Raw genomic sequence first — 15238 nt, forward strand, 5'->3', positions numbered from 1 at the left:
CGCAAAATTTGGCTGGGTCCGGAGAAATCCGGGTCCAGCCGAACCTGTCTTAGAAAGGGCCTCATTGTCTGGGGCGTTTTCTAAGACACGGTTTTCGGATCGGGAGGCCACCTTCGGGACGGTGGTCACGAATTGATCCGGACGTGTCGTCTCGATTGTGCAAGATGCCGGGGCCCGACGGTGTCTTTGCCCGCTGAGAACATCGAAAGGTGACATCTGACATGGCTCAAACGTTCCTTGGCCAGAAACGTCTTCGTAAATATTACGGCAAAATCCGCGAAGTGCTGGAGATGCCGAACCTCATTGAGGTGCAGAAATCTTCTTATGATCTTTTCCTGCGCTCCGGCGATGCAGAACAGCCCACAGACGGCGAAGGCATCAAAGGCGTGTTCCAGTCGGTTTTCCCGATCAAGGATTTCAACGAAACCTCCGTTCTGGAGTTCGTGAAATACGATCTGGAAAAACCCAAATACGACGTCGAAGAGTGCATGCAGCGCGACATGACCTACAGCGCGCCGCTGAAGGTCACGCTGCGTCTGATCGTGTTTGATGTCGATGAGGACACCGGCGCCAAGTCGGTCAAGGACATCAAAGAACAGGACGTGTTCATGGGCGATATGCCCCTGATGACACCGAACGGCACCTTCATCGTGAACGGTACCGAGCGTGTGATCGTTAGCCAGATGCACCGTTCGCCCGGTGTGTTCTTTGATCACGACAAGGGCAAGACCCATTCCTCGGGCAAGCTGCTGTTTGCCTGCCGCATCATCCCGTATCGCGGCAGCTGGCTGGACTTTGAGTTCGACGCCAAGGACATCGTGTTCGCCCGTATCGACCGTCGTCGCAAACTGCCTGTGACAACCCTGCTTTATGCGCTGGGTCTGGATCAGGAAGCGATCATGGACGCGTATTACAACACCGTGTCCTACAAGCTGGACAAGAAGAAAGGCTGGGTTACGCCCTTCTTCCCCGAGCGTGTGCGCGGCACCCGTCCGACATATGATCTGATCGACGCGAAATCGGGCGAAGTGATTGCCGAAGCGGGCAAGAAAGTCACCCCGCGCGCGGTCAAGAAGCTGATCGACGAAGGTGCTGTTACCGACCTGCTGGTGCCCTTCGACAACATCGTCGGCAAGTATGTCGCCAAGGACATCATCAACGAAGAAAACGGCGCGATCTATGTCGAAGCCGGTGATGAGCTGACCCTGGAGTATGACAAAGACGGCGACCTGATCGGCGGCACCGTCAAGGACCTGATGGATGCGGGTATCACCGACATCCCGGTTCTGGACATCGACAACGTCAACGTTGGCCCCTACATGCGCAACACCATGGCTCAGGACAAGAACCTGAACCGTGAAAGCGCGCTGATGGACATCTACCGCGTCATGCGTCCGGGCGAGCCTCCCACCGTCGAGGCTGCGTCGGCTCTGTTCGACACCCTGTTCTTCGACAGCGAGCGCTATGACCTGTCCGCCGTTGGTCGTGTGAAGATGAACATGCGTCTGGCTCTGGACGCGCCGGACACCCTGCGCACGCTGCGCCGCGAAGACATCGTGGCCTGCATCAAGGCGCTGGTGGAACTGCGTGACGGCAAAGGCGACGTGGACGATATCGACCACCTCGGCAACCGTCGTGTGCGTTCGGTCGGCGAACTGATGGAAAATCAGTACCGCGTTGGCCTGCTGCGCATGGAGCGCGCGATCAAAGAGCGTATGTCGTCTGTCGAGATCGACACCGTCATGCCGCAGGACCTGATCAACGCGAAACCAGCTGCGGCTGCTGTTCGTGAATTCTTTGGCTCATCGCAGCTGTCGCAGTTCATGGACCAGACCAACCCGCTTTCGGAAGTCACCCACAAACGCCGTCTCTCGGCGCTTGGCCCGGGCGGTCTGACGCGTGAGCGTGCGGGCTTTGAGGTGCGCGATGTACACCCGACCCACTATGGTCGGATGTGCCCGATTGAAACGCCCGAAGGTCCGAACATTGGTCTGATCAACTCGCTGGCCACCTTTGCCCGCGTGAACAAGTATGGCTTCATCGAAACACCCTACCGCGTCGTCAAAGACGCCGAGGTGACCGATGAGGTACACTACATGTCCGCGACCGAGGAAATGCGTCACACCGTGGCGCAGGCGAACGCGACCTTGGATGCCGATGGCAAGTTCATCAACGACCTGGTTTCGACCCGTCAGGCCGGTGACTACACCCTCGCCCCGCGCGAGAATGTGGACCTGATCGACGTGTCGCCGAAACAGCTGGTCTCGGTTGCTGCATCGCTGATCCCGTTCCTTGAAAATGACGACGCCAACCGCGCTCTGATGGGCTCGAACATGCAACGTCAGGCGGTTCCACTGCTGCGCGCCGAAGCGCCGCTGGTCGGTACCGGGATCGAGGAAAAGGTCGCGATCGACTCAGGCGCTGCGATTCAGGCGAAACGCGCCGGTATCATCGACCAGGTCGATGCCCAGCGTATCGTTATTCGCGCCACCGAGGATCTGGAACTGGGCGACGCTGGCGTTGACATCTATCGTCTGCGCAAGTTCCAGCGTTCGAACCAGAACACCTGCATCAACCAGCGTCCGCTGATCAAGGTGGGTGACACCGTCCAGAAGGGCGAAGTCATCGCCGATGGTCCGTCGACCGATATGGGTGAACTGGCCCTGGGTAAGAACGTGGTCGTCGCGTTCATGCCGTGGAACGGTTACAACTACGAAGACTCGATCCTGATCTCGGAACGTATCGCGCGTGATGACGTCTTTACCTCGGTCCATATCGAGGAGTTTGAAGTCGCCGCCCGTGACACCAAGCTGGGTCCGGAAGAAATCACCCGCGACATCCCCAACGTTGGTGAAGAAGCGCTGCGCAACCTCGATGAGGCTGGCATCGTTTACATCGGTGCGGATGTTGAGCCGGGCGATATTCTGGTCGGCAAGATCACTCCGAAGGGCGAAAGCCCGATGACCCCGGAAGAAAAGCTGCTGCGCGCCATCTTTGGTGAGAAAGCATCTGACGTGCGCGACACCTCGCTGCGCGTGAAGCCGGGCGATTACGGTACGGTTGTTGAGGTTCGCGTCTTCAACCGTCACGGCGTCGAGAAAGACGAGCGTGCGCTGCAGATCGAGCGTGAGGAAGTCGAACGTCTGGCCCGTGACCGGGACGACGAGCTGGCGATCCTCGACCGCAACATCTATGCGCGTCTGCAGGGCCTGATCCTGGGTAAAACCGCTGTCAAAGGCCCGAAAGGCGTCAAGGCAGGGTCGGTGATCACCGAGGATCTGCTGGAAACCCTGACCCGTGGTCAGTGGTGGCAGCTGGCGCTGGAAGGTGAGCAGGACGCACAGATCGTTGAGGCTCTGAACGAGCAGTACGAAGTGCAAAAGCGTGCTCTGGACGCCCGTTTTGAAGACAAGGTCGAGAAAGTCCGCCGTGGCGACGACCTGCCGCCGGGTGTGATGAAGATGGTCAAAGTCTTCATCGCCGTGAAGCGCAAGCTGCAGCCGGGCGACAAGATGGCCGGTCGTCACGGGAACAAGGGTGTGATCTCCAAGGTTGTTCCGATGGAAGACATGCCGTTCCTGGCGGATGGTACGCCGGTTGACTTCTGTCTGAACCCGCTGGGTGTGCCTTCGCGTATGAACGTTGGTCAGATCCTTGAAACCCACATGGGTTGGGCCGCACGCGGTCTGGGTCTGAACATCGACGACGCTCTGGGTGAATACCGCCGGTCCGGCGATCTGACCCCGGTTCGCGAAGCGATGAAGCTGGCCTATGGCGAGAATGTCTACGAAGAAGGCATCACCGGTCTGGACGAGGATGGCCTGATCGAGGCTGCGGGCAACGTGACCCGTGGTGTTCCGATCGCTACTCCGGTCTTCGACGGTGCCAAAGAAGCAGACGTCAACGACGCGCTGGTGCGTGCGGGCTTCTCGGAAAGCGGTCAGTCGGTTCTGTTCGACGGTCGCACCGGTGAGCAATTCGCGCGCCCGGTCACCGTGGGCATCAAGTACCTGCTGAAACTGCATCACCTGGTGGATGATAAAATCCACGCGCGTTCGACCGGGCCGTACAGCCTGGTCACCCAGCAGCCGCTGGGTGGTAAGGCGCAGTTCGGTGGTCAGCGCTTTGGTGAGATGGAGGTCTGGGCTCTGGAAGCTTACGGCGCCGCCTACACCCTGCAGGAGATGCTCACCGTTAAATCGGATGACGTCGCCGGCCGGACCAAGGTCTATGAGTCGATCGTCAAGGGCGAGGATAACTTTGAAGCGGGCGTACCGGAATCGTTCAACGTTCTGGTTAAAGAAGTCCGTGGCCTCGGCCTGAATATGGAACTCCTGGATGCGGAGGTTGAGGAATAAGAATTTTGAAAAAATTCTTGGGCGGAAACTTTTTAAGTTTCCGCTCACCTCTCCCCCCTTCCGCAAGATTTGAGGTAACAAATGAACCAGGAAATCACCAACAACCCGTTCAACCCGCTGACGCCCCCGAAGGTTTTCGACGAGATCAAGGTCTCGCTGGCGAGCCCTGAGCGGATTCTGTCTTGGTCCTATGGCGAGATCAAGAAACCCGAAACCATCAACTACCGGACGTTCAAGCCTGAGCGTGACGGTCTGTTCTGCGCGCGTATCTTTGGCCCGATCAAAGATTACGAATGTCTATGCGGCAAATATAAGCGGATGAAATATCGCGGCGTTGTCTGCGAGAAATGCGGTGTGGAAGTCACCCTGCAGAAAGTCCGCCGTGAGCGTATGGGCCACATCGAACTGGCCGCGCCCGTCGCACATATCTGGTTCCTGAAATCGCTGCCGTCCCGCATCGGTCTGATGCTGGACATGACGCTGCGCGATCTGGAACGTGTTCTGTACTTTGAAAACTACGTCGTCATCGAGCCCGGTCTGACCGACCTGACCTACGGCCAGATGCTGACCGAAGAAGAGTACATGGATGCGCAGGATGCCTATGGCATGGATGCGTTCACCGCGAATATCGGTGCCGAAGCCATCCGTGAGATGCTGGCCCAGATCGATCTGGAAGCCGAAGCCGAGCAGCTGCGCGCTGATCTGGCCGAAGCAACCGGCGAGTTGAAGCCCAAAAAGATCATCAAGCGTCTGAAGGTTGTTGAATCCTTCCTCGAGTCGGGCAACCGGCCTGAATGGATGGTGATGACCGTGATCCCGGTCATTCCACCGGAACTGCGTCCGCTGGTCCCGCTGGATGGTGGCCGTTTCGCGACCTCGGATCTGAACGATCTGTATCGCCGCGTCATCAACCGGAACAACCGTCTGAAGCGTCTGATCGAACTGCGCGCGCCTGACATCATTGTCCGCAACGAAAAGCGGATGCTGCAGGAATCCGTTGACGCTCTGTTCGACAACGGCCGTCGTGGTCGCGTAATCACCGGCGCCAACAAGCGCCCGCTGAAATCGCTGTCGGACATGCTGAAAGGTAAGCAGGGTCGCTTCCGTCAGAACCTTCTGGGTAAGCGCGTCGACTTCTCGGGCCGTTCGGTCATCGTGACCGGTCCGGAACTCAAACTGCACCAGTGTGGTCTGCCAAAGAAGATGGCGCTGGAGCTGTTCAAGCCGTTCATCTACTCGCGCCTTGAAGCCAAGGGTCTGTCTTCGACTGTCAAACAGGCAAAGAAACTGGTCGAGAAAGAGCGTCCCGAAGTGTGGGACATCCTCGACGAGGTGATCCGCGAACACCCTGTCATGCTGAACCGTGCGCCGACGCTGCACCGTCTTGGCATTCAGGCGTTCGAGCCGGTTCTGATCGAAGGTAAAGCCATCCAGCTGCACCCGCTGGTCTGCTCGGCCTTTAACGCCGACTTCGACGGGGACCAGATGGCCGTTCACGTCCCGCTAAGCCTTGAGGCGCAGCTGGAAGCGCGTGTTCTGATGATGTCGACGAACAACGTTCTGTCGCCTGCAAACGGCGCGCCGATCATCGTTCCGTCGCAGGATATGATCTTGGGTCTGTACTATGTGACCCTCGAACGCGAAGGCATGCCGGGCGAAGGCAAGGTCTTCGGTTCGATCGAAGAAGTTCAGCACGCGCTGGACGCGGGGGAGGTGCATCTGCACTCGAAAATCACCGCGCGGATCACGCAGATCGACGACGAAGGCAACGAAGTTCAGAAGCGCTATGAAACCACTCCGGGCCGTCTGCGTCTGGGTGCATTGCTGCCGATGAACAACAAAGCCCCGTTCGAGCTGGTCAACCGCCTGCTGCGGAAGAAAGAAGTGCAGCAGGTGATCGACACCGTCTACCGTTACTGCGGTCAGAAAGAGTCGGTTATCTTCTGTGACCAGATCATGTCGATGGGCTTCAAAGAAGCGTTCAAGGCGGGCATCTCGTTCGGTAAGGACGACATGGTCATCCCGGATGACAAGTGGGGCATCGTTGATGACACCCGCGGTCAGGTGAAGGACTTTGAACAGCAGTACATGGACGGCCTGATCACTCAGGGCGAAAAGTACAACAAAGTTGTTGATGCCTGGTCGAAGTGTAACGACCGCGTCACCGAAGCGATGATGAGCACCATCTCGGACGTTGCCAAGGCCGAAGACGGGTCAGATCAAGAGCCGAACTCGGTCTACATGATGGCCCACTCCGGTGCGCGTGGCTCGGTCACTCAGATGAAACAGCTGGGCGGTATGCGTGGCCTGATGGCCAAGCCGAACGGTGACATCATCGAGACGCCGATCATCTCGAACTTTAAAGAAGGTCTGACCGTTCTCGAGTACTTCAACTCGACCCACGGTGCCCGTAAGGGTCTGTCAGATACCGCTCTGAAGACGGCGAACTCGGGTTACCTGACCCGTCGTCTGGTAGACGTCGCACAGGACTGCATCGTTCGCGAGATCGACTGTGGTACTGAGCGTGCGATCACAGCCGAAGCCGCCGTGAATGACGGTGAGGTTGTTGCCTCGCTGGCCGAACGTGTGCTGGGTCGTGTGGCGGCTGACGATGTTCTGCGTCCGGGCACGGATGAGGTGATCGTGGCCGCTGGTCAGTTGATCGACGAACGCATGGCGGACACCATTGACGAAGCTGGTGTTGCGTCGATGCGCATCCGCTCGCCTCTGACCTGTGAGTCCGAGGAAGGCGTCTGCGCCACCTGCTACGGTCGTGACCTTGCACGCGGCACCATGGTGAACACAGGTGAGGCTGTCGGCATCATCGCCGCGCAGTCCATTGGTGAACCCGGTACGCAGCTGACGATGCGTACTTTCCACATCGGTGGTGTTGCGCAAGGTGGTCAGCAGTCGTTCCAGGAAGCCAGCCAGGAAGGCGTCGTTTCCTTCGAGAACCCGCAGATTCTGGTCAATGCCGCAGGCGAAAGCCTCGTTATGGGCCGGAACATGAAGCTGGTGATCAGCGACGAACACGGCGAAGAGCGTGCCAGCCACAAGCTGGGCTATGGCTCCAAGCTGTTCGTCAAGGACGGCACCAAGGTTGCTCGTGGCGACAAGCTGTTCGAATGGGATCCCTACACCCTGCCGATTATCGCCGAGAAAGCCGGTACCGCGAAATATGTCGACCTTGTTTCGGGCCTTGCGGTCCGGGATGAGACCGACGATGCAACCGGCATGACCCAGAAGATCGTGATCGACTGGCGCGCGGCCCCCAAAGGCAGCGACCTCAAGCCCGAGATCATTCTGGTCGGTGAAGATGGCGAGCCGGTCCGCAACGATGCGGGCAACCCGGTTCACTATCCGATGTCGGTGGATGCGATCCTGTCCGTCGAAGATGGTCAGACCATCGAAGCCGGTGACGTTGTTGCGCGTATCCCGCGTGAAGGCGCTAAGACCAAGGACATCACCGGTGGTCTGCCACGTGTGGCCGAACTGTTCGAAGCCCGTCGTCCGAAAGATCACGCGATCATCGCAGAAGCCGATGGTTACGTGCGCTTTGGCCGCGACTACAAGAACAAGCGCCGCATCAGCATCGAACCGGCTGACGAGTCCATGGAGACCATCGAATACATGGTACCCAAGGGCAAGCACATCCCGGTCGCCGAAGGGGACTTCATCCAGAAGGGTGAATACCTGATGGACGGTAACCCGGCTCCGCATGACATCCTGTCGATCATGGGTGTCGAAGCGTTGGCGGATTACATGATCGACGAGGTGCAGGACGTCTACCGCTTGCAGGGCGTTAAGATCAACGACAAGCACATCGAGGTCATCGTGCGCCAGATGCTGCAGAAGTGGGAGATCCTGGATTCAGGTGACACCACCCTGCTGAAAGGCGAACATGTCGACAAGCAAGAGTTCGACGCAGCCAACGAGAAGACTATCTCGCGTGGCGGTCGTCCGGCTCAGGGTGAGCCGATCCTTCTGGGGATCACCAAAGCTTCGCTGCAGACGCGTTCGTTCATCTCGGCGGCGTCGTTCCAGGAAACCACCCGCGTGCTGACCGAAGCCTCGGTTCAGGGCAAGAAAGACAAGCTGGTTGGCCTGAAAGAGAACGTAATTGTTGGTCGTCTGATCCCCGCCGGGACCGGTGGGGCCACTCAGGCCGTCCGCCACATCGCGCAGTCGCGTGACAACGTGGTTATCGAAGCGCGCAGGGAAGAGGCCGAAGCAGCCGCTGCTCTGGCCGCTCCGACCTTCGACGACGACATGGTCGGTGATGAGCTGGACGTTCTGGTGGAAACACCGGAAAGCCGCGAATAGGCACCCTCAATAACTAAGAAAGGCCCCGCGATTTCGCGGGGCCTTTCTTGTTGTGAGCGCTCCGAGGCGAACTCTCACAAAGATAGTTACTAATGTGATCCGGTTTGTGGCATGCTTTCGTCAACAGAGGAGGGGGCCGCAATGACAACTCGTCAAACGCATGGGCGAAAGCGACTGTATGACAGTATTTTGGACACCGTCGGAGACACGCCAAGCATACGAATAAACAGGATCGCGCCCTCAAACGTGACGGTTTACGTAAAATTCGAAGCGTTTAACCCGGCCAGTTCTGTCAAAGATCGCCTTGCCCTCAACATCATCGAAGCGGCAGAACGCGACGGTAGCTTAAAACCCGGTCAGACAGTGGTTGAGGCGACCTCGGGGAATACCGGTATCGGGCTGGCGATGGTCTGCGCGGCCAAAGGCTATCCCTTGGTTGTGACGATGGCCGACAGTTTCTCGGTCGAGCGGCGCAAGCTGATGAGGTTTTTGGGGGCAAAAGTTGTCCTGACACCGCGCGCGCAAAAGGGGTTCGGCATGTATACAAAAGCTAAAGAACTGGCCGAGCAGAACGGTTGGTTCCTGGCCAGCCAGTTTGAAACCGCAGCCAACGCCGATATTCACGAAAATACCACCGCGCAGGAAATCTTGGGTGACTTTGATGGGCAGAATCTCGACTATTGGGTTACGGGCTATGGCACTGGCGGGACGGTCTCGGGCGTGGCCCGGGTGCTGAGGAAAGCGCGCCCTGAGACCAAGATCATCCTGACCGAGCCTGCCAATGCAGCCATTGTGTCGTCAGGATATGTGAACACGCGCAATGAAATACACCAGCCGACCGAGAGCCACCCGAACTTCGAACCGCATCCGATACAGGGTTGGACGCCTGATTTCATTCCGTGGGTTCTGCAGGAGGCCATTGATAACTCGTACTATGATGAGTTGATTCCCGTTCCCGGTAGCGACGGTATTGCATGGTCGCGCCGTTTGGCCGCGGAAGAGGGGATTTTTACCGGTATTTCTGGTGGCTCGACCTTTGCGGTCGCGATGAAACTGGCCGAGACTGCGCCGGAAGGTTCCGTCATGTTGGTAATGTTGCCAGATACGGGCGAGCGTTACCTTTCGACCCCATTGTTTGATGGCGTAGAAGAGGAGATGACGGATGATGAGATCGAGATCTCGAAATCTACGCCTTCCGCCCAGATGACAGATTGAAACGACTGAAAAGTCGACAGTTTGTGTAGCTCGTCGGAACTATTACTGCAGGATTGTCCGGCGCATATTGACTTCGTGATCGATTGAACAATGAGTACGGCGATATATTGAAGACCGGGTGTTGATTAAATGAGTCCTAACGTTAAAGGCGCGCTGCTGATGATGGGCAGCATGGCGGCCTTTACCGTCAATGATGCGTTGGTGAAAGTGGTGGGGCAAGATCTGCCTCTGTTCCAACTTGTGGCCATGCGCGGAGTTTTGGCGACAGTTCTTGTGTTGATAATGGCCCGTTATCTTGGGGCGCTTCACCTGAATTTTCCCCTCCATGACAAATGGCTTATCGCATTACGTTGCCTGGCAGAGTTGGCGGCGACCATCTTCTTTTTGACGGCTCTGATGCACATGCCGCTTGCCAACGTTACGGCAGTTCTACAGGCGTTGCCGCTGACCGTGACTTTGGGTGCTGCCTTATTCTTCGGTGAAGTAATTGGATGGAGACGTATTGCTGCAATTGCGCTTGGGTTCGTCGGTATGTTGTTGATCGTTCGGCCCGGTCCTGAAGGATTCAGCATCTATGCGATTTACGCATTAATTGCGGTTGCTTCCGTTACAATTCGCGATTTGATCACCCGCCGAATGTCAGCCGAAGTACCTTCTATGGTGGTAACACTGGCGACATCCCTCACTATCACATTGGCAGCGATCATCGTCTCCACGTTTGAAGGATGGGTGCCGGTCTCGACCGCATCTGGAGCGATGATCGCCAGCGCTGCGGTCTTTGTTCTGATAGGCTATCTGTTCAGTGTCATGGTGATGCGCGTGGGCGAAGTCGGTTTTGTTGCGCCATTTCGCTATTCCAGCCTGCTTTGGGCACTGGGGCTGGGGTGGGCTGTGTTTGGTGACTGGCCGGACGCGATCACAATGCTGGGTGGTGCATTGGTAGTTGGGGCAGGGATGTTCACTCTGTTTCGCGAACGGTCGCGTCAGGCGGAGAAGTGAGGCAAACGTACGAAACCGGGGTTTAGCGCGAAACGCGTGGCAAAATCGGTCTCGATTTCGGGCGTGATCGGCGCAAGCTGTGCCTTCTGCTTTTCAGCGCGCGGCGAGTCGTTGGAGTTGTTCAATGTCCTGATCCACATCGGGCGATCAGGATAACTGACCACTGGCATGAAACGCCCGATCCGGTTGTGGGTAAAACTTATGATCGTGTGGGCGCACCCGCCCGCGATAAGCATGCCCAAGCCCACCCCAAGCAGAGATTTGTAGACTTGTGCCGCCCGAACCCCATTCGGCCCAAAGCTGGCCTGGTATCCGTTGTTGAAATCGAGGCCTATGGCCTGATTTTTTCCAATCAGCCCGGCAACATCATCGGCGGACTCGCGCAGTCTTTCGATGAAATCAATCGAAATGCTGTCGTCGTCATCATGGCGAAATTGAAGACAGGGCCGGTCCGGGTTTGAACGCGCTTCCTGAAGGATTCGTTTCATGACCTGCCGGTGTTTATGGCTTGGTTCGACGGGTCTTTGGACAATTCGTACCTGCTTGATGTCAGCGGTAAGGTCCTTAAGCCGGTCGAGCGCCTTTCGCGGCAGACAGTCCCCAACAACGACCAGAAGCTGATAGTCCCCATCTGTCTGCGTGCGAAAGCTGGGCAACGTCACAGATTCGAACAAGCGGAACCGCTCTTCCAGACGAGCAGGGTTGTAGAGATGGGCGCGCCGATCTGCGACCGTGTCATGTTCGATCTGGAAATCGCCCAGAGCAGGGAATGAAAATCGGCACAGGCCAAAGACTTGCATGGGGCATCCAATGGTTTGCAGGGCATGTTCACTATGCATCCGGTGCCGAAGTGCTGCAATGTGTCGGCGCAGTGGGAATCTCCATTAGTTCCTGATAGACGGCCGGAGCTCTTATGTACAATACGCCTTTCCCGCTGGGCTGTTGACACTTGGGCCGACTCCCCTTAATACGCGCGACATCTCGGTACCGGGGGCCGCCCCATAACCGATTTCAGTAATGAACTGGTCAAGGCCCGGACACTTTTATCGTTCGCGCCCTCTGATAACAAACCGCGACGTTCACCTCGGAATGGGAACGCTCGCGGGTTTTGCGCTTGTGGACGCATGAGTGCAGCGAATTTAACCGCACGCAACGCGCGTGCATGTCATGTGTGTTGCAAAACGGGGAAGAAACCGGAATGCCAACTATTCAACAGCTGATCCGCAAACCGCGGCAGCCCAAAGTAAAACGCTCGAAGTCCATGCACCTGGAGCAGTGCCCGCAGAAGCGCGGCGTTTGCACCCGCGTGTACACCACCACACCTAAGAAGCCGAACTCGGCTATGCGTAAGGTTGCCAAGGTGCGCTTGACCAACGGGTTCGAGGTGATCTCGTACATCCCCGGTGAAAGCCACAACCTGCAGGAACACTCGGTTGTTCTGATCCGTGGCGGCCGTGTAAAAGACCTTCCCGGTGTGCGTTACCACATCCTGCGCGGTGTTCTGGATACTCAGGGCGTCAAAGATCGTAAGCAACGTCGTTCGAAATACGGCGCGAAGCGTCCCAAGTAAGAAGGAGAGGCTGATATGTCACGTCGTCACGCCGCCGAAAAACGCGAAGTCCTGCCTGACGCCAAATTTGGCGACAAGGTACTGACCAAATTCATGAACAACCTGATGATCGACGGCAAGAAGTCGGTCGCAGAGCGCATCGTTTACAACGCGTTTGACCGCGTTGAGAACAAGGTAAAGCGCGCTCCTGTCGAAGTGTTCCACGAAGCGCTCGACAACATCAAACCGTCGGTCGAGGTTCGCTCGCGCCGCGTTGGTGGTGCAACCTATCAGGTTCCGGTCGAAGTGCGCCCTGAGCGCCGCGAAGCACTGGCCATCCGCTGGCTGATCACTGCTGCGCGCGGCCGCAACGAAAACACCATGGAAGAGCGCCTTGCAGGCGAGCTGCTGGACGCCGTTCAGTCCCGCGGTACTGCCGTCAAGAAACGCGAAGACACCCACAAGATGGCCGAGGCGAACAAAGCCTTCAGCCATTATCGTTGGTAATCCGAGAGGCTTAGACCAATGGCACGCGAATATCCGCTCGAACTGTACCGTAACTTCGGTATCATGGCGCACATCGACGCAGGTAAGACCACCTGCTCGGAGCGTATCCTGTATTACACTGGTAAATCCCACAACATCGGTGAGGTGCACGATGGTGCAGCCACCATGGACTGGATGGAGCAGGAGCAGGAACGCGGCATCACCATCACTTCGGCTGCGACCACCACTTTCTGGGAACGCACCGAGGACGGTCAGACCGCAGAAACTCCTAAGCACCGCCTGAACATCATCGACACCCCCGGCCACGTTGACTTCACCATCGAAGTTGAGCGTTCGCTGGCGGTTCTCGACGGTGCTGTCTGCGTTCTGGACGCAAACGCCGGTGTTGAGCCCCAGACCGAAACCGTGTGGCGTCAGGCTGACCGCTACAAGGTTCCGCGTATGGTTTTCGTCAACAAAATGGACAAGATCGGCGCTGACTTCTTCAACTGCGTCAACATGATCGAAGACCGCACCGGCGCACGCGCTGTTCCGGTTGGTATTCCGATCGGTGCCGAGTCCGAGCTGGAAGGCCTGATCGACCTGGTCACCATGGAAGAGTGGCTGTGGCAGGGCGAAGATCTGGGCGCAAGCTGGATCAAAGCTCCTATCCGCGACAGCCTGAAAGACATGGCTGACGAATGGCGCGGCAAGATGATCGAAGCGGCCGTCGAAATGGACGACGACGCGATGATGGAATACCTGGAAGGCAATGAGCCCGACGTTCCGACCCTGCGCGCCCTGCTGCGCAAAGGTACTCTGGAAATCGCGTTCGTTCCGGTTCTGGGTGGTTCGGCGTTCAAGAACAAAGGCGTTCAGCCGCTGCTCAACGCTGTGATCGACTATCTGCCCAGCCCGCTGGACGTTGTTGATTACATGGGCTTCAAACCCGGCGACGAGGAAGAAGTTCGTGACATCGCCCGTCGTGCCGATGACGACATGGCCTTCTCGGGTCTGGCGTTCAAAATCATGAACGACCCCTTCGTTGGCTCGCTGACCTTCACCCGGATCTACTCGGGCACCATGAACAAGGGTGACTCGATCCTGAACTCGACCAAAGGTAAGAAAGAGCGCATCGGTCGTATGATGATGATGCACTCGAACAACCGGGAAGAGATCGAAGAAGCGTTTGCAGGCGACATCATCGCGCTGGCGGGTCTGAAAGACACCACCACCGGTGATACTCTGTGTGATGCGAAGGATCCGGTGGTTCTGGAAACCATGACCTTCCCCGATCCGGTTATCGAGATCGCGGTTGAGCCCAAAACCAAGGGCGACCAAGAGAAGATGTCTCAGGGTCTGGCCCGTCTGGCCGCTGAAGATCCGTCCTTCCGTGTGGAAACTGATCTGGAATCCGGTCAGACCATCATGAAGGGCATGGGCGAACTTCACCTGGACATCCTGGTTGACCGTCTGAAGCGCGAGTTCAAGGTTGAAGCGAACATCGGTGCACCTCAGGTGGCCTATCGTGAAACCATCTCGATGCCGGTTGAGCACACCTACACCCACAAGAAACAGTCGGGTGGTTCGGGTCAGTTCGCGGAAGTCAAGCTGGAGATCCAGCCGACCGAAGCAGGCGAAGGCTATTCGTTCGAAAGCCGCATCGTTGGTGGTGCCGTTCCGAAGGAATACATCCCGGGTGTTGAAAAAGGCATCAACTCGGTCATGGATAGCGGCCCGCTGGCTGGCTTCCCCGTGATCGACTTCAAGGTTGCCCTGCTGGACGGTAAGTTCCACGACGTTGACTCGAGCGTTCTGGCGTTCGAAATCGCATCGCGGATGTGTATGCGTGAAGGCATGCGCAAAGCTGGCGCGAAGCTGCTGGAACCGATCATGAAGGTCGAAGTGATCACCCCGGAAGAATACACCGGCGGTATCATCGGCGACCTGACCTCGCGTCGTGGCCAGGTCTCTGGTCAGGAACCGCGCGGCAACGCAATCGCGATCGATGCGTTCGTTCCGCTGGCCAACATGTTCGGCTACATCAACACTCTGCGTTCGATGTCGTCGGGCCGTGCCCAGTTCACCATGCAGTTCGACCACTACGATCCGGTTCCGCAGAACATCTCGGACGAGATTCAGGCGAAATACGCATAAGCGAAGATTTGAGGGAGCTCCGGCCAGGGGCTCCCTTCATTACCGAAAAAGGAGGCCATCATGGCAAAGGAAAAGTTTGAGCGTAATAAGCCGCACGTCAACATCGGCACGATTGGCCACGTTGACCACGGCAAGACCACGCTGACCGCAG

Annotated in this window: 9 protein-coding genes; 8 read left to right on the forward strand and 1 reads right to left on the reverse strand. The window is 57.4% G+C overall.

The window, feature by feature from the left end:
* Positions 1–221: 221 nt before the first annotated feature.
* From rpoB to ACR0BT_RS09625, 4 genes are all read left to right on the forward strand, one after another.
* Positions 222–4358 carry a DNA-directed RNA polymerase subunit beta gene (gene rpoB / locus ACR0BT_RS09610; RefSeq protein ID WP_170611190.1) on the forward strand — a complete coding sequence of 1379 codons (4137 nt, stop codon included), beginning with the start codon at positions 222–224 and terminating at the stop codon, positions 4356–4358.
* Between the two features lie 81 nt (positions 4359–4439).
* Positions 4440–8681 carry a DNA-directed RNA polymerase subunit beta' gene (rpoC, locus tag ACR0BT_RS09615; RefSeq protein ID WP_170406489.1) on the forward strand — a complete coding sequence of 1414 codons (4242 nt, stop codon included), beginning with the start codon at positions 4440–4442 and terminating at the stop codon, positions 8679–8681.
* Positions 8682–8822: 141 nt separating this feature from the next.
* Positions 8823–9896, forward strand: a complete 1074-nt coding sequence (locus ACR0BT_RS09620; RefSeq protein WP_170562473.1) for a pyridoxal-phosphate dependent enzyme — start codon at positions 8823–8825, stop codon at positions 9894–9896.
* A 129-nt stretch (positions 9897–10025) separates the two neighbouring features.
* A complete protein-coding gene (locus ACR0BT_RS09625; protein WP_480763026.1) occupies positions 10026–10895 on the forward strand; it encodes a DMT family transporter in 870 nt (289 codons plus the stop codon).
* Here ACR0BT_RS09625 and ACR0BT_RS09630 read toward each other — a convergent pair.
* Entirely contained in the window at positions 10880–11695 is an 816-nt protein-coding gene (locus ACR0BT_RS09630) for a glycosyltransferase (RefSeq protein ID WP_170611177.1), read from the reverse strand. The two genes, ACR0BT_RS09625 and ACR0BT_RS09630, sit on opposite strands and share 16 nt — an antisense overlap.
* A gap of 398 nt (positions 11696–12093) precedes the next feature.
* On the opposite strand from ACR0BT_RS09630, the gene rpsL reads away from it, so the two are divergent.
* The 4 genes from rpsL to ACR0BT_RS09650 all read left to right on the forward strand — a co-directional run.
* Entirely contained in the window at positions 12094–12465 is a 372-nt protein-coding gene (rpsL, locus tag ACR0BT_RS09635; protein ID WP_005621086.1) for a 30S ribosomal protein S12, read from the forward strand.
* Between the two features lie 15 nt (positions 12466–12480).
* On the forward strand, positions 12481–12951 hold the full coding sequence (gene rpsG / locus ACR0BT_RS09640; protein WP_010441203.1) for a 30S ribosomal protein S7: 471 nt from the start codon (positions 12481–12483) through the stop codon (positions 12949–12951).
* Positions 12952–12969: 18 nt separating this feature from the next.
* On the forward strand, positions 12970–15087 hold the full coding sequence (fusA, locus tag ACR0BT_RS09645) for an elongation factor G (RefSeq protein WP_170328783.1): 2118 nt from the start codon (positions 12970–12972) through the stop codon (positions 15085–15087).
* A gap of 60 nt (positions 15088–15147) precedes the next feature.
* A partial coding sequence (locus ACR0BT_RS09650; RefSeq protein ID WP_036223564.1) for a GTP-binding protein occupies positions 15148–15238 on the forward strand: 91 nt, incomplete at its 3' end.

The organism is Ruegeria sp. CJ6 (assembly GCF_056536665.1).

Coding starts and splice junctions, on each gene's coding strand:
- rpsG (WP_010441203.1), top strand. CDS start 12,481: ATGTCACGTCGTCACGCCGCCGAAAAACGCGAAGTCCTGCCTGACGCC.
- rpoC (WP_170406489.1), top strand. CDS start 4,440: ATGAACCAGGAAATCACCAACAACCCGTTCAACCCGCTGACGCCCCCG.
- rpoB (WP_170611190.1), top strand. CDS start 222: ATGGCTCAAACGTTCCTTGGCCAGAAACGTCTTCGTAAATATTACGGC.
- ACR0BT_RS09630 (WP_170611177.1), bottom strand. CDS start 11,695: ATGCAAGTCTTTGGCCTGTGCCGATTTTCATTCCCTGCTCTGGGCGAT.
- ACR0BT_RS09625 (WP_480763026.1), top strand. CDS start 10,026: ATGAGTCCTAACGTTAAAGGCGCGCTGCTGATGATGGGCAGCATGGCG.
- ACR0BT_RS09620 (WP_170562473.1), top strand. CDS start 8,823: ATGACAACTCGTCAAACGCATGGGCGAAAGCGACTGTATGACAGTATT.
- fusA (WP_170328783.1), top strand. CDS start 12,970: ATGGCACGCGAATATCCGCTCGAACTGTACCGTAACTTCGGTATCATG.
- rpsL (WP_005621086.1), top strand. CDS start 12,094: ATGCCAACTATTCAACAGCTGATCCGCAAACCGCGGCAGCCCAAAGTA.